Source organism: Acinetobacter sp. 24-47-47 (genome assembly GCF_057737035.1).
The window spans coordinates 2,922,517-2,937,730 of sequence record NZ_CM173216.1; the positions used below are offsets into that span (position 1 = coordinate 2,922,517).

Genomic DNA, 15,214 nt, shown 5'->3' on the forward strand with positions numbered 1-15,214 from the left:
TATAGAGGGATTTATTATGACTGCACACGAACAACAACAATCACCCGAACATGAATATCTTGGTGCTGGTAAAAGTGCTGCTTATGGCTTACAACATGTTTTAACCATGTATGGTGGCATTATAGCGCCTCCTCTGATCGTGGGTACGGCTGCAGGCTTATCAGGTATGGAAATTGGGCTACTCATCGCTGCTGCTTTATTTGTCGGTGGCTTAGCGACAATTTTACAAACCATAGGCGTTAAACATATTGGCGCACAATTGCCCTTGGTTCAGGGTGTCTCTTTTGCTGGTGTAGCCACAATGGTCGCAATTGTCACCACAGGTGGCGGATTACAGGCAGTCTATGGTGCCGTCATTGTGGCATCCCTTTTAGGTTTTTTCTTAGCGCCCTACTTCTCTAAAATTATTCGATTTTTTCCCCCAGTTGTTACAGGCTGTGTAATTACAATCATAGGCTTATCACTCCTGCCAGTTGCTGTGCGTTGGATGATGGGCGGCAATAAAAGTGCACCTGATTGGGGAAGTGCTGAAAATATTTGTTTAGCGTTAGCGACGCTTGCAATTGTCATAATATTGAATATGGCTGGCAGTGCCACAATTCGACGCCTTTCAATTTTACTGGCAATTATTCTTGGCACTGTCTTAGCATTTATGTTTGGCTTTGGTGATTTTAGCAAAGTTGGGGAAGGTCATTGGTTACAGGTTCCTAGCTTCTTTGCATTTGGTATGCCGACCTTTGAGTTTACAGCAATACTTTCCATGATCATTGTTACCCTCGTGATTATGACTGAGACTACAGCTGATATTATTGCAGTCGGTGAAATTATCGGTACCGATGTAGATTCAAAACGTATTTCAGATGGTCTACGCGCAGATATGTTATCAAGTGCAGCAGCACCGATCTTTGGTTCATTTATGCAAAGTGCGTTTGCGCAAAACGTTGGTTTAGTTGCAATAACAGGGATTAAAAGTCGCTATGTTGTCGCTGCTGGCGGGATAATTCTGGTCGTACTTGGATTACTCCCAGTGATGGGGCGTTTTATTGCAGCGATTCCTGTGCCTGTACTTGGGGGTGCTGGCCTTGTTTTATTTGGTACAGTAGCCGCGAGTGGTATCCGTACACTGGCAAAAATTGATTATAACGATCAGAAAAACTTAATTATTGTCGCGACTTCCATTGCTGCAGGAATGGTACCCATTATTGACCATTCGTTCTATTCCGACTTCCCAAAATGGGTCCAAACCTTGTTCCATTCGGGTATTAGCTCAACCTGCTTAATGGCGATAATCCTCAATATATTATTTAATCACTTAAAATTATTTGGACCGAAAATTAGTATTAAAAGTAAACAAATAATTGATTCTCATCATTAATTTAAACCATCTTTGTATCAATGCCTGCATACGTGGGCATTAATTTTTCCTTTCATCCACTTTTGGCTTTATTTTTGCAAAAGAATCGTTATTCTGTTACCGCTTTCTCTGGGGATTCTTTTATGAAACTTAATCAAATCGCAGCACTTTGCGCATTAGCTTCTACAGCAGCGTTTACTCAAGCAAGTCCAATTGTTTGGCAAGATTTCAGCCTAACTGGTCTTTATGGCGATAACTACCTAAACCCTTTCTCTCAACAAGAAGGTGAACGCTATACCATCACTGCTGAATATGCTGCAAAGCTTAAGTACTCGGATGTTTTCTTTTTCGTCGATCAACAATGGGGCGGAAAAGATGGCGACTCAACTTACCTTGAATTAGCTCCACGATTAAGTTTAAGTGAAGTTTCTGGCCAAAAACTAAGCGCTGGTCCAATCAAAGATGTATTGATTGCAACGACTTGGGAACACAACGCTGGTTATAACAACAATACTGAGTTCAATAACTTCTTGTATGGCGTAGGCTTTGCTTTAGATATTCCTTACACGCAATATGCAAATATTAACTTCTATCGAGTTGACAATGACTTGACTGAAGATGACTACCAAATGACGATCACTTACGCTGTTCCATTCAAGCTAGGCAATGAAGAATTCTTGGCAGATGCATTCCTTGATTGGTCTACAAATGAAGGTCCTGGTCATGCGAGTGAATTGAACTGGACAAGCCAATATAAATGGAATGTTGGTAAACATATCTCTCCAAAAACCAAATTGTATGTAGGTGTTGAACACTCTGTTTGGAACAATAAATTCGGTCAAAAAGGTCAAGACCAAAACGATGTAAGCGCATTGGTTAAATATCACTTCTAATTGATATTTATAATAAAAAAGCAAGACTAGTGTCTTGCTTTTTTTATACTCAATAATCAAAATAAAGTTATAAATACTGACGATTAGAATAAAAAATGTCTTTTAAAATTCGTTTCGCAACTGAACAGGATTTAACTCAAATCCAAGATATTTACAACGATGAAATTCTGAATGGTTTTGCAACATGGAATGAGCAAGATCAAGACATTTATTATTATCAGAATTGGTATCGTCAGCATCTAATAGATCATTTCCCTATTTTTGTGGTTGAAAACGAACTGACCCAACAAATTGCAGGTTATGCTGAATATAGTACATTTAGAGCGATCAGTGGTTTTAGACAAACTGTCGAACACTCTGTGTATATTCATCCCAATTTTACACGTTTGGGTTTAGGCAAAGCTTTACTCCAACATTTAATTCAACACGCAAGCCAACATAAAATTCATGTCATGATCGCTGCTATAGATCATGAAAATTTTGCATCCATCAAATTACATGAATACTTTGGATTTAAACAAACAGGCTATTTACCAGAAGTCGGACAAAAATTTGGATCTTGGCGCAATCTCGTCTTATTCCAACTGAATCTAAATACTTAAAAAGGGCATTTAGCCCTTTTATTTAAAATCTCTTAATCCAAAGGATTTCCAACAATATTACTGATAATACCTTTCATAATATGAGGTCCTTGTTCTTTTCTTAAGTCCTCATACCATTCACGAGTAATCGATTCGTCTTTCATATGCGTCACATCACAACGTTTACGCGCTCTCAATACCATTTCAGCAGTGCGTTCATTACGTTTGTTTTGATAACGTCTTAACGCATCCTGAATTCCCAATGTATTAATCTGTAATGCCCGAGCCAAATAAATGGCATCTTCCATCGCTTGGCAACCGCCCTGCCCAATATCAGGTGTTGTACTATGTGCTGCATCGCCAACAATCACCACTCGCCCTTTATAGAAATCTGCAAATGGTTCTATATCATGGATTTCAACACGATTGGTTCGCTGTTCATCAATAGCATCAATCAATGTTTGTACTTGCGGACACCAACCGTCAAAATATTGTTTTAGTAATTTTTTATACTGAGTACGATCATTTTCCAAACCTAATTCAAGTGGTACATCAAAGAAGAAATAAAAACGATTACCTGCGACTGGCATTAAAGAAGCTCGCTTCCCTTCTCCTACAAAGGTGGTCCACTGATCAGCAGGTGCCAGCGACTCAGAAATTTCGACCAACCCATTCCAATTCACATAACCTGCATAACGACGCTCAACTTGCTCACCTAAAACATAGGCACGCGTGATCGAATGAGTGCCATCCGCGCCGACCAATAAATCCGTGGTGATTTCTGTTCCGTCAGCAAAATGGATTTTGACGTCATCACCTTGATCCTCAAGTCCGATCATTTTTTTTGCAAGATGAATATCTTCACGTCCAAACTCATCCATTAACATATTTTGTAATTCAGCGCGAGAAACAGGATAAGGTCGCTGCCCGACTTCTTCAATCAATGGATATAAACTAAATTGCGTCATGACATCACCCGTGAGCCCATCGACATAAGCAAGGTGATCCATTTTCCCACCAAGTTGAGCGACTTGATCCGTGAGTCCTAGATAGTTCAAACATTTCACACCATTTGACCACAATGAAATCGCAGCACCCACGGGTAAAATTTTTTCAGTTTGTTCATATATTGAAACTTGATGACCAAATTTCTTCAGCGCAATTCCGGTCGTTAATCCTGCCATTCCGGCACCAATAATGGTGATATTCATTTTTACTTCCACAATTTTTTTTGCTTTAACCCACTGCTTAAAGCGAAAAACGTGCCATTTCCACCAATATAGCGCTACATAAGTGCAAGGTTGGCACATGCTGTGCATTCTTTTTAAAGCCCTTAAGCAGATGCGACATAACAACGCATTAAGATTCTAAGAATGCATTCTTTTGATAAGAATCAAGTTTTAAAGTAATAATGGAAGATGACATGGCAACACTATTGGCACCGGAATTTGAAATCCCTACTCATTTACAGCAACTTACTAACCTTGCAGATGCCCGAATTGGTGCAAAAGTCACAACATGTTCTGATGATTTTTTTGCTGAAGCTCAACGTATGCTTCAGTTTGATGCGCCTATCTTTGTAGAAGGTAAATTTGATGATCATGGCAAGTGGATGGATGGATGGGAAACCCGTCGTAAACGTCACAGTGGTTATGATTGGGCGATTGTTCAGTTAGGTGTTGCAGGTAAAATTAAAGCACTCGATATTGATACCACTTTTTTTAGTGGTAATTATCCAGCTTCTGCTTCAGTAGAAGGATGTTATGCACCAAATGAAAACTTAGATGATGCTGAATGGCACCAAATTTTACCAAATAGTATATTGGGACCAAGTCAGCACCATGTCTTTGAAGTTTCAATGAATCAGATCTTTACCCATCTTCGTTTAAATATTTTTCCAGATGGGGGTATCGCACGATTCCGCGTATATGGTGAAGTCAGCGTTAAAATCCAAGATCAAAGCCAAACCCTCGACCTGCTTGCACTTGAAAATGGTGGACGTGTTATTGCCTATAGTGATGCACACTTCGGACATCCACGTAATCTGATCAATCCAGGACGTGGGATTAATATGGGTGATGGTTGGGAAACCGCACGCCGTCGTGCACCCGGTTTCGACTGGTGTATTTTAGCTTTAGGGCAAGCTGGTCACATTGAAAAGATCGAGATTGATACAGCCCACTTTAAAGGAAATTATCCTGCTGAAGTGTCCATTCAAGCCATTTATATAGAAGATGCAACGGATCCTCAATTGATTCCACAAAGTATGTTTTGGCCTTTCTTATTAGATGCTCAACCAATGCAAATGGATCACATTCATAACTTTGTAAATGAAGTGTTGGGACACGAAAAAATTTCTCATATTCGGGTAAATATGATTCCTGATGGTGGGATTAGTCGTATTCGCCTCTGGGGTAAAGTGAATCCTTAGTTGAGCATTTGTTACTTTTAAAGTGATCTTATTTTGACTGCATTTTCGACTCAATTCTAAATTGAAAATGCAGTATCTTTTTAGCGAATTTTTATGAAGCATACCATTACCCTACAACCTTTAACCTCCGAAAATTTTGCACCTTTTGGTGACGTCATTGCTTGCCAAGGAAATGATTATTTTCATATTAACGATGCGCATACAGAGCGCTATCATGCTTTAGTGACCACTGAAATTATTGGCGATGCCAAAGCCGGGATTAGTATTTTTCGAAATATTCAAAGTACCAATATTCCGTTCAAAATTTCAATGCTTGAACGTCATCCTCATGGATCACAAGCTTTCATCCCGATGCAGGGACAAAAGTTTTTAGTAGTGGTTGCACCAAACTTAAATGCGGATCAGCCCGATATTTCAAACCTACAAGCTTTTATAACCAATGGCTCTCAAGGTGTGAACTATCGGGCGGGGACTTGGCATCATCCACTTTTAACATTGGAAAGCCCGAGTGATTTTGCGGTGGTGGATCGGATTGGCAGTGGACCTAATTGTGATGTGTTTAAGTTTGATCAAATTGAAATATCACATTGAATCTGGTGCTTATGCATCTCAGTTATGCAGATCATGAGACCATCTAATTTTATGTCCATCTTTGACTATTATTTTACAACTAGGTAATCATTGTCATTCACCGATGTCGCATATTCTTCCATTCTTGAAATCAGTCCATTTTCAATGGTGTACTCTTGTACCCATTTTTGCTCAAATTCACCATCTTGACCATCAATCGTAAATTTTTCGCGTCCAAAAACCACCACTTTGTTACCTTCTTTGACCATACGTAAAATATTAAAGTATGCGACATGCATGGTTGTGAAATTGGTATTGAAGAACTGTTCTACACCCGTTTTTCCTTCAAATCGAATTGAAGGCAGTTTTTGTGAGCCATGGTGAATCCATACCGTATCCTCAGTTACTGTTGCAACAGCAGCCTGTAAATCTTGAGACCTAAATGCCTCAAACATTTGGTCTATGATTAGAAGTGAATTGATCATACTCATTTTATTTACTCTTTTTATCTTAGGATAAAAAGAGGTTAATGAAGGGAGAGTGAAAGATCACTATCAGCTGGTATAGCGATTTAAAGATTTTGCTAGAAACGATGAGTTCTATACGACTGCTTGATTTTGACAAGCTGACATCACATGTAACACCGCAGCAGTTCTCGTTTCCACAAACAGCTTCTCAAAAACATGCTCTAAATGTTTATTGACGGTGCGTGGACTCAACTCCAAAATTTCTGCAATATCTCGGTTGGTTTTGCCAAGCGTTACCCAATGCATAACTTCAGCCTCACGTGGTGTTAAATTCGGACAAGCTTGAGCGATCTCCTCAACACTTGGCATGTGTGTTTGCTCTTTGAGCTGAACCAAAACATGTTTAGGTAATTGTCCTTCTTTCAGCTTGGTCAATAAATTTAATTGTAATTGCTGATGCCCATGACCATATTGACCATGTAGCATTTCTTCTTGATAAGATTGCTGGAAAAGTGCTTTTAACCACTGATTTATACTCTTTCTAAAATGAGTAATATCAATTCCATGTTGCGTTAATAAACCTTGCACTACAGGTGTCTGCCAAATAATTTCCCCATCCATATTCATCGACAAAATTGCACTGCCTGTTGCATCGAGCATTTGTTTCTGTTGGTGCATTAAACGGGCTTGCAGTAAATGCGTTTTGACACGTGCTTGTACTTCATCGATATTCAGTGGCTTTGTCACATAATCTACGCCCCCGACTTGAAAGCCTTTTACAATATGTTCGGTTTCCGTCAAACCCGTCATAAATATGACAGGGATGTGCTCAGTCATTGGACTCGCTTTAAGCTGGATACAGGTTTCAAAACCATCAATCTCAGGCATACTCCCATCCAATAAAATCATATCTGGCTGTGAACGGTGCGCAATTTCAATAGCAGTAAAACCATTAGTAGCAACTAAGACCTGATAGCCGGCTTGATCAAGACTCTCATGTAATAAACTTAGATTTTCAGGAATATCATCCACAATTAAAATGCTTTCTAACATAGCTTAACTCCCTTCCAAATCAGATCTGATATCAGATAGGTGCTCGTGTAATCGTTGTAATGCACGTTGGGTATCGAAGCGTTGAATATCAAATTCTATGTGCTGCCATATAGAAGGATCACAGACATTGAGTTTATTGCAAATTTCGAGCATCTCTTTGGCTCCACGGATATAACCAATACTCAAATAATCTTCTAGTTTGATTAGCGCTTGTTCTGGTGCTACATCATCCTCATCAATCACGCTGACAGATAAAGCGTTGCCATCATGGTGTAAGGGTTCAACCTGTTTTTGAGGTTCTTCTGCGGCTTGATTCGGCTCATTCTGATGAACCCAGTTCAAGCCTAATTTATCTCCAATCTTGTTCAGTAGCAGATTTAAGTCCACGGGTTTGACCAGAAAGTCTTCATTCAATACATCGGTTTCAGGATTCTGCATTCGTTCATTGGCATCTGCGGAAATAATGATGATAGGAACATTGGTCATTTTATTATTTCTCAATAATTTCGCAGTTTCCCACCCTCCCATCAATGGCATACTCAAATCCATTAAAATTAAATCTGGTCGAAATTCAGGGACTTTTCTTAGACATTGCAATCCCGATTCTGCTTCTTCAAGAATAAAGCTGAGAGGTTTAAGGAAATTTAAAACTAGTCCACGATCAGTTGCTTCATTGTCTACGACCAATATTTTACGGCGATGTCCCATATAGCCAGATACTGTATTCGATGCGACATCAGCAATGGGATGAATGACCGACTTTGAAGGTAAATATAGTTTTATTTTAAAAACTGAACCGTTTTTTAACCTACTGCTTACATTTAACTCCCCACCGAGAATATCCACCAATAGTTTAACAATTGGTAAACCCAAACCTGTTCCTGCAAAGCTCCCTTGTACGACATTTTGTCCGCGCTCAAAAGGCTGGAATATTCGCTCTAGATCTGCTTCAGCAATTCCACATCCCGTATCATGAATTTCAAAATATGCCGTCTGAAAGCGATAATCCACTCTAAATTTCACCTCTCCTTCGAGCGTAAATTTCAAAGCATTTCCCATTAAATTGATAAGGATCTGTTCAAGTCTTTTTTTATCTATACGCACGTATTGTGGTATTTTTTCACTAATTTCGACCGTAAATTTCAGTTGTTTTTGTTGGAATTGTGGCTCAAACATATTTACGATTTGTTGGAGAAACTTCGGAAATTCAATATTCGACATTTCTAAAGAAATTTTACCTGTTTCAATCCTTGCAAGATCAAGTAAACCATCAATCAAGGACGTTAAATGCTGCCCACTACGACGAATCACGCCCAGCGCAGCTTTTCCTTGTTCAGAGAGTTGTTCTTGTTTATTGAGTAACTGGCTATATCCTAAAATACTATTTAGAGGTGTTCTCAGTTCATGACTAATTCCAACAACATAACGACTTTTGGCCTCATTGGCTTTTTCAGCTTGAGTTCGTGCATCTTGTAATTGCCGATCTGTAATTTTATGCGCTTCAATTTCGTCCATGAGCAGTTGTGTTTGCATATTACTTTCAAGCTGAGCTTGTCGGCGACTTTCATCATTGAGTACCAACCACCATGCTGCAACACATAACAGTAAAAATAATACGGCATAAATTTTCACAAATAGCATCAGCAACTCATGCTGTTGAGTTGATCCAAATACTGTGCCGAATTTACTCAGTTCTTGTAAATAAACCAGACTTAAACTGACTGCCAAAACCACACTCAGAACAAAGATCATCAAAATATAAAGACTCAATCTAGTATTGATGTATCTCAACCATTGGCTCGGTAGAAACCAAACTGCAAAATGCTTAAGTTGTGCAGACCACCGTGCATGAGGCTTACATAAATCATGGCAACGAGCTTCTAAGGTACAGCATAAAGAACAAATAATATTGTTATAAGCAGGACAAGTCGCCATGTCAGCCATTTCATACTCATGCTCACAAACCACACATCGTTGTGTCTCTATTGGTTTTAATGATTTATCTTCATGACGTGCGATGTAGTATTTGCCACGAGTAAAATAAGCAAGCATTGGGACACAGACGATAGCTGAACCTAAAGCAATAAATCCTGCTAAGGATTTTGCGATATCACCAAATAATCCCCAGTAGCATAAAATCGACAATAAGGATGCAATACATAAACTGCCAACACCGACTGGATTAATGTCATAGAGGTAAGCACGCCTAAACTCAATTCCTTTCGGGCTCAGCCCCAATGGCTTACAGATAACGAGATCAGCAACGATGGCACCCACCCATGCCAAGGCGACATTACTATAAAGCCCTAATACACGCTCCACCGCATGGATGACACCCAGCTCCATCAACAATAGCGCAATAAAAATATTGAATACTAACCAGACTACACGTCCGGGATGACTGTGCGTTAAGCGTGCAAAGAAATTAGACCATGCCAATGAGCCAGCATAAGCGTTGGTTACGTTGATCTTTAACTGTGCGATACACACAAACATGACTGTAAGAAATAATGCAGCACCAGGATGCTCAATCACTTGTTGGTAGGCGATCCAATATAGATAATTCGGATTGCTTAACTCATGATTCGGTACCATAAATTTAAGGGCGAGTACCATTAAAATCATGCCCATAAAAATTTTAATGAATCCCACCAATATCCATGCAGGACCGCCTAAAAATACCGCCCAATTCCATTTCTTTTGAGCATTTTTTTTGTCTGGCAAAAATCTTAAATAATCAGCTTGTTCACCAATCTGCGTAATCAGCGCAAATAAAACAGTGCAAGATGCGCCAAAAAAAGCCAAATTGAATCCTGCACTTTGACTTTGCGCGCCTTCTATTAGGGCAACTTCAGAGAGCAGAGTCGGATGCTTCACCAAAACAAAGCACCATGGTAGTAATAATAAAAAAATCCATAATGGTTGGGTAAACGCTTGTACTTTATTAATAAATCCTATGCCTTTGATCACTAGGGGCAGAATAATAAGCGCAGAAATTAAATAACCTAGACTCAGCGGCACACCTAAACCAAGCTCAAGCGCCAAAGCCATGATAGCGGCTTCAAAAGCAAAGAAGATGAAAGTAAAACTGGCGTAAATGACTGAAGTTATAGATGAGCCGATATAGCCAAAGCCTGCGCCCCGTGTAAGTAGGTCAATATCAACATTGTATTTGGCCGCGTAATATCCAATAGGCCAACTGGTCAAAAAGATAATGATTGAAACGACCACTAAGGCCCAGAATGCATTGCTAAAGCCGTATTGCCATAACATGGTTGCACCAAGCGCTTCCATCGCTAGAAAACTGACTGCTGCAAGCGCTGTATTGGTCACCGTCCAAAGGGACCACCGTCTTACTGACCTCGGTGCGTAGCGTAGTGCATAGTCTTCAATACTCTCATCAACCACCCAAGTATTGTATTTACGGCGTGTATGAATCACCCGTTGCGGTGCTTGAGGAGTATTGCTAGATGAAACCATAAAGCTAGGCAATTTAAATAGACCCTTACAGTTAGCAAAATCTATGCCCAGCTTAACTTTCATCAAAAATCATTTTGAGGAACATCGATATACGTAAAGTGACGTATATGCTCATTTTTTAACACCCCTTAGGCTTAAGTCCATAGCAAGCGCAAACAATAAATCGCGCAATGGCCTTATCCACTTCATCAGGGGAACACCAATGACCTTAAAATCTAAAGTTAAAACATCTGGCTTACTCGCAGGACTACTCGCTGTTCCTTTTTTACTGGCACCTGTCTTGACCACTGCGAGTGCTCCAGCGACAGCAAAAGTAAATACAACCAAACTTAACGTAAATGATAAATTCGTCTATGTCGGTCAGCTTCATTCAGCGACAGGAACGATGGCAATCTCTGAAACAGGAGCCATCCAAGCAGAACGTTTAGCCATTGAGCAGATCAACAAACAAGGTGGTGTATTAGGTCGTCAGATTAAAATTGTTCAAGAAGATGGTGCATCTGACTGGCCAACTTTCGCTGAGAAAGCCCGAAAATTAACTGAAAAGGATCGTGTTGCAGCAATTTTTGGTTGCTGGACTTCAGCTTCTCGTAAAGCCGTATTACCTATTATTGAACGAAATAATTCGCTTCTGTATTACCCAACATTCTATGAAGGTCTAGAACAATCTAAAAATGTGATTTATACCGGTCAAGAAGCTACGCAACAGGTGCTTGAGTCTCTGAATTGGCTTGCACGTGAGAAAAAAGCCAAAACATTCTATTTAATCGGTTCTGACTATATTTGGCCACGTACCACCATGAAAATTGCCCGTACACACATTGAAAAAGTGTTGAAAGGTAAAGTCGTCGGTGAAGAATACTACCCGCTTGGACATACGCAATTTGGTTCTTTAATTAACAAAACCAAACTTCGTAAACCAGATGCAATTGTCGCTGCCGTGGTGGGTGGATCAAACGTTTCATTCTATAAGCAAATGAAAGCTGCAGGCGTGACTGGCGATAAGCAAACACTGCTCACCTTCTCTGTGACAGAAGATGAATTACTGGGGATTGGTGGCGAAAATATGAAGGGCTTCTACTCTTCAATGAAATATTTCCAAAGTCTAAATAATTCAAGTAACGCAGCTTTCGTAAAAGCATTTAAAGCGAAATATGGTCCTAAAGCAGTAATTGGTGATGTGACTCAAGCAGCTTATCTTGGTCCATGGCTATGGAAAGCCGCAGTTGAAAAAGCTGGTAGTTTTGATGTTGCCAAAGTTACCAAAGCCTCTCCAGGCATCGAAATGAAAAATGCGCCTGAAGGTTACGTGAAAATTGATGCCAATCATCATTTATGGAGCAAATCACGTATTGCACAAGTGCAAACCAATGGTCAATTCAAAGTGGTCTACGAATCAAAAGGTTTAATCAAGCCTAATCCATTCCCTAAAGGCTACTAATCGACAGCACATGATCAGGAGAGACCTCTCCTGATCTTTTCATTTCAAACCTATTATTTAAAGCTTGGAGGATGAGGCGATGGATTTATCTTTAGCTGACTTCGGTGCAATATTTGCGATGCAAGGCTTTAATGGTCTTTCTGTTTTCTGTGTGCTGTTGTTAATGGCACTGGGCCTTGCAATTATTTTTGGGCAAATGGGTGTCATCAATATGGCACATGGTGAATTCCTCACAATAGGCGCGTATACCACATTTGTCATTTCAACCCTGACTGAAAGCTATTTTCCTCAATTGCTTCCCTATTATTTTATTGTAGCGATTGTGGCAGCTTTTCTGACAGCAGGCATTATCGGCTATATGGTCGAACGGCTCATGATTAGTCGGCTTTATCAGCGGCCACTCGATACTTTGCTTGCAACTTGGGGCTTGAGCTTAATCATGCAACAAGTGTTTCGCTCTACATTTGGTCCCAAAGAAGTGAGCCCAACACTACCTGATTGGCTTATGGGCTCTTATCAACCGACAGAGACGATTGATATTCCTATTAATGGCTTATTCCTTGTCGGTGTCACACTCACCGTGACCGCTTTCGTCTATTTCCTCATCTATCGTTCTCGCTGGGGCTTACAGCTTCGTGCGACAAACCAAAACCGTTTCATGAGTGGTGCCGTTGGTATTAATACAAAGCGTGTGGACAGTCTAACATTCGCATTAGGTTGTGGTTTGGCCGGTATTGCTGGTGCGGCGTTTACGACAATTGGCTCAACTGGTCCAACTGCAGGCTCTCTCTATATCGTAGACACGTTCTTGGTTGTGGTGTTTGGTGGAGCTGCAAGTCTATTAGGCACTATCGCTTCGGCTTTCAGTATTGCACAAGCCCAATCAATCCTAGAGTTCTTCCTGTCAGGCTCTGTTGCCAAAGTCATTACCTTAGCGACGGTCATCATCATTTTGATGTTACGTCCTCAAGGTTTGTTCTCAATCAAAGTTCGTAAATAGGTATTCAGGAGAGATTGATATGAGTAATCCAATGAATGCCTTGTTAGGCGGTAAAGAAGGTGCGATTGGACTGGCTATATTGGCAGTACTGATCCTATTTGTAATGCCCATGTTTTTAGATGTTTTCCGTCTCAATTTAATGGGTAAATATCTTACGTTTGCCTTTGTCGCGATTGGTTTAGTGCTGTGCTGGGGTTACGGCGGCATTTTGAGTTTAGGTCAGGGTATTTTCTTTGGGATCGGTGGCTACTGTATGGCCATGTTCCTCAAGCTCGAAGCTTCTGACATGCAATCCACAGCAGCTCAAACCACACCCGGTATTCCTGATTTTATGGACTGGAACCAAATTACCAGTTTACCAATGTTCTGGGAACCGTTCCATAGTTTCACATTTACCCTATTCGCGATTGTAATTATTCCAATTTTATTGGCTTTTATTATTGGTTTTGCAATGTTTACTCGTCGTGTAGGAGACGTGTATTTCTCTATCATCATGCAAGCGATTGTGGCGATTTTGACAATTTTGATTATTGGTCAACAAGGCTTTACTGGTGGTATCAACGGTATTACTGATCTCAAGACATTACATGGCTGGGACATCCGTACGGATGAGGCAAAGTACGTTCTGTATTACATCAATGCATTATTACTCATCGCAGTCATCATGATCAGTCGCTTTGTTCTCAGCTCAAAGTTAGGTCGCTTACTTTCTGCAATGCGTGAAAAAGAAGAACGTGTACGTTTTTCTGGTTATGACGTTTCAATGTACAAAGTCTTTATCTTCTGCTTTGCGGCAGTCGTTTCTTCCGTCGGTGGGGCAATGTTTACGCTGCAAGTCGGCTTCATGTCACCTACGATTATTGGCATCGTCCCATCTATTGAAATGGTGATCTTGGCTGCAGTAGGCGGTCGTTTATCACTGATTGGAGCTGTATATGGTGCAGTTTTAGTTAACCTCGGTAAAACTTACTTCTCTGAAGCATTCCCTGAAGTATGGTTGTACTTCCTTGGTGCATTGTTCATAGGCGTTGTGATGTTCTTACCGAATGGTTTAGCTGGCTTATATGAAAAATATGTTCGCCCACTTATCTTCAAAGATAAAAAAACAACGGCTTCGCCTATCCCCCATCAACCCACGGAGTCCAAAAAAGATAGCAATATTGAAGTAGAAGGAGGTGTGAAATGAGTAAAGTCGGCGTAGAAATGGCAAAACCTGTACTTGTTATCGAAGATCTCACAGTCTCGTTTGATGGCTTTAAAGCCGTCAGCGATCTCAACTTCTATCTCGATAAAAACGAAGTTCACGTGGTGATCGGCCCTAATGGTGCAGGTAAAACAACAGTATTGGATTTGATTTGCGGTAAAACTAAAGCAACTTCTGGCACGATCAAATTTAATGATATTGAACTGACTAAGCTCAAAGAGTTCGAAATCGTTCGTAAAGGTGTCGGTCGTAAATTTCAAAATCCCAATATTTACGAAAACCTTTCAGTCTATGACAACCTAGAAATGTCTTTCCCACGTGGTCGTAATGTGTTTGGGGCTTTGTTCTTTAAGCGAACCAAAGATGTCGAAGAACGTATCCAAGAAGTCGCTTCAAAAATTTTCCTCACTGATTTATTACACACCTCCGCAGGCCTATTGTCTCATGGACAAAAACAATGGCTTGAAATAGGGATGTTGCTTATGCAAGACCCCGAGTTGTTAATGCTGGATGAACCTGTGGCAGGCATGAGTGTTTCTGAGCGCGAACAGACAGCACAACTGCTTCGTGAAATCAGTAAAGGACGCTCAGTCCTCGTGATTGAGCACGATATGGAGTTCGTAAAAACTATTGCAGATAAAGTGACTGTATTGCATCAAGGGAAAATCCTCGCAGCAGGAAAAATGGATGATGTGCAAAGTGATCCAAAAGTCATTGAAGTCTATCTCGGACACTAAGGA

Annotated in this window: 13 protein-coding genes; 9 read left to right on the top strand and 4 right to left on the bottom strand. The window is 40.3% G+C overall.

The features are described 5' to 3' along the window. The first annotated feature begins 16 nt into the window (after positions 1-16). The 3 genes from AC1M9E_RS13770 to AC1M9E_RS13780 all read left to right on the top strand — a co-directional run bounded on the left by AC1M9E_RS13770 (position 17) and on the right by AC1M9E_RS13780 (position 2,849). The gene (locus AC1M9E_RS13770; RefSeq protein ID WP_035264726.1) at positions 17-1,375 is read left to right on the top strand and encodes a nucleobase:cation symporter-2 family protein; all 1,359 of its coding nucleotides are present in this window, start codon (positions 17-19) and stop codon (positions 1,373-1,375) included. Positions 1,376-1,497: 122 nt separating this feature from the next. Next, on the top strand, positions 1,498-2,247 hold the full coding sequence (locus AC1M9E_RS13775; protein ID WP_035264928.1) for an outer membrane protein OmpK: 750 nt from the start codon (positions 1,498-1,500) through the stop codon (positions 2,245-2,247). A gap of 95 nt (positions 2,248-2,342) precedes the next feature. Further along, the gene (locus tag AC1M9E_RS13780) at positions 2,343-2,849 is read left to right on the top strand and encodes a GNAT family N-acetyltransferase (protein ID WP_179999697.1); all 507 of its coding nucleotides are present in this window, start codon (positions 2,343-2,345) and stop codon (positions 2,847-2,849) included. Positions 2,850-2,881: 32 nt separating this feature from the next. Here AC1M9E_RS13780 and hpxO read toward each other — a convergent pair whose 3' ends face one another. Continuing rightward, on the bottom strand, positions 2,882-4,039 hold the full coding sequence (gene hpxO, locus AC1M9E_RS13785; RefSeq protein ID WP_481595717.1) for an FAD-dependent urate hydroxylase HpxO: 1,158 nt from the start codon (positions 4,037-4,039) through the stop codon (positions 2,882-2,884). Between the two features lie 212 nt (positions 4,040-4,251). Here hpxO and alc point away from each other — a divergent pair, with 212 nt between their 5' ends. Together alc and AC1M9E_RS13795 are read left to right on the top strand one after the other, a co-directional pair. Further along, the gene (gene alc / locus AC1M9E_RS13790) at positions 4,252-5,259 is read left to right on the top strand and encodes an allantoicase (protein ID WP_488224861.1); all 1,008 of its coding nucleotides are present in this window, start codon (positions 4,252-4,254) and stop codon (positions 5,257-5,259) included. Positions 5,260-5,352: 93 nt separating this feature from the next. After that, entirely contained in the window at positions 5,353-5,850 is a 498-nt protein-coding gene (locus AC1M9E_RS13795) for an ureidoglycolate lyase (RefSeq protein WP_488224862.1), read from the top strand. A gap of 68 nt (positions 5,851-5,918) precedes the next feature. Here AC1M9E_RS13795 and AC1M9E_RS13800 read toward each other — a convergent pair whose 3' ends face one another. From AC1M9E_RS13800 to AC1M9E_RS13810, 3 genes are all read right to left on the bottom strand, one after another. Further along, positions 5,919-6,320, bottom strand: a complete 402-nt coding sequence (locus AC1M9E_RS13800) for a nuclear transport factor 2 family protein (protein WP_481595714.1) — start codon at positions 6,318-6,320, stop codon at positions 5,919-5,921. Between the two features lie 108 nt (positions 6,321-6,428). Continuing rightward, positions 6,429-7,349 (bottom strand): response regulator, encoded by a 921-nt coding sequence (locus AC1M9E_RS13805; protein WP_481595713.1) that lies wholly within the window; start codon positions 7,347-7,349, stop codon positions 6,429-6,431. Between the two features lie 3 nt (positions 7,350-7,352). Continuing rightward, entirely contained in the window at positions 7,353-10,829 is a 3,477-nt protein-coding gene (locus tag AC1M9E_RS13810) for a hybrid sensor histidine kinase/response regulator (RefSeq protein WP_488225216.1), read from the bottom strand. 202 nt (positions 10,830-11,031) lie between these two features. Here AC1M9E_RS13810 and urtA point away from each other — a divergent pair, with 202 nt between their 5' ends. The 4 genes from urtA to urtD all read left to right on the top strand — a co-directional run bounded on the left by urtA (position 11,032) and on the right by urtD (position 15,211). Beyond that, positions 11,032-12,270: an urea ABC transporter substrate-binding protein gene (gene urtA / locus AC1M9E_RS13815; RefSeq protein ID WP_035264741.1), complete on the top strand. Its 1,239-nt coding sequence runs from the start codon at positions 11,032-11,034 to the stop codon at positions 12,268-12,270. A gap of 79 nt (positions 12,271-12,349) precedes the next feature. After that, positions 12,350-13,270, top strand: coding sequence for an urea ABC transporter permease subunit UrtB (gene urtB / locus AC1M9E_RS13820; protein WP_035264743.1), 921 nt, complete (start codon positions 12,350-12,352; stop codon positions 13,268-13,270). 19 nt (positions 13,271-13,289) lie between these two features. Then, positions 13,290-14,456 carry an urea ABC transporter permease subunit UrtC gene (gene urtC / locus AC1M9E_RS13825; RefSeq protein WP_481590162.1) on the top strand — a complete coding sequence of 389 codons (1,167 nt, stop codon included), beginning with the start codon at positions 13,290-13,292 and terminating at the stop codon, positions 14,454-14,456. Further along, positions 14,453-15,211, top strand: coding sequence for an urea ABC transporter ATP-binding protein UrtD (urtD, locus tag AC1M9E_RS13830; protein WP_092766538.1), 759 nt, complete (start codon positions 14,453-14,455; stop codon positions 15,209-15,211). The genes urtC and urtD overlap by 4 nt, the downstream gene beginning before the upstream one ends. Positions 15,212-15,214: the final 3 nt, after the last annotated feature.

What these genes read in the sequence shown, in the direction of transcription:
- urtB (WP_035264743.1), top strand. Translation starts at nt 12,350, where the DNA reads ATGGATTTATCTTTAGCTGACTTCGGTGCAATATTTGCGATGCAAGGC.
- AC1M9E_RS13775 (WP_035264928.1), top strand. Translation starts at nt 1,498, where the DNA reads ATGAAACTTAATCAAATCGCAGCACTTTGCGCATTAGCTTCTACAGCA.
- AC1M9E_RS13810 (WP_488225216.1), bottom strand. Translation starts at nt 10,829, where the DNA reads ATGGTTTCATCTAGCAATACTCCTCAAGCACCGCAACGGGTGATTCAT.
- alc (WP_488224861.1), top strand. Translation starts at nt 4,252, where the DNA reads ATGGCAACACTATTGGCACCGGAATTTGAAATCCCTACTCATTTACAG.
- AC1M9E_RS13800 (WP_481595714.1), bottom strand. Translation starts at nt 6,320, where the DNA reads ATGAGTATGATCAATTCACTTCTAATCATAGACCAAATGTTTGAGGCA.
- urtC (WP_481590162.1), top strand. Translation starts at nt 13,290, where the DNA reads ATGAGTAATCCAATGAATGCCTTGTTAGGCGGTAAAGAAGGTGCGATT.
- AC1M9E_RS13805 (WP_481595713.1), bottom strand. Translation starts at nt 7,349, where the DNA reads ATGTTAGAAAGCATTTTAATTGTGGATGATATTCCTGAAAATCTAAGT.
- urtD (WP_092766538.1), top strand. Translation starts at nt 14,453, where the DNA reads ATGAGTAAAGTCGGCGTAGAAATGGCAAAACCTGTACTTGTTATCGAA.
- AC1M9E_RS13770 (WP_035264726.1), top strand. Translation starts at nt 17, where the DNA reads ATGACTGCACACGAACAACAACAATCACCCGAACATGAATATCTTGGT.
- AC1M9E_RS13795 (WP_488224862.1), top strand. Translation starts at nt 5,353, where the DNA reads ATGAAGCATACCATTACCCTACAACCTTTAACCTCCGAAAATTTTGCA.
- urtA (WP_035264741.1), top strand. Translation starts at nt 11,032, where the DNA reads ATGACCTTAAAATCTAAAGTTAAAACATCTGGCTTACTCGCAGGACTA.
- hpxO (WP_481595717.1), bottom strand. Translation starts at nt 4,039, where the DNA reads ATGAATATCACCATTATTGGTGCCGGAATGGCAGGATTAACGACCGGA.
- AC1M9E_RS13780 (WP_179999697.1), top strand. Translation starts at nt 2,343, where the DNA reads ATGTCTTTTAAAATTCGTTTCGCAACTGAACAGGATTTAACTCAAATC.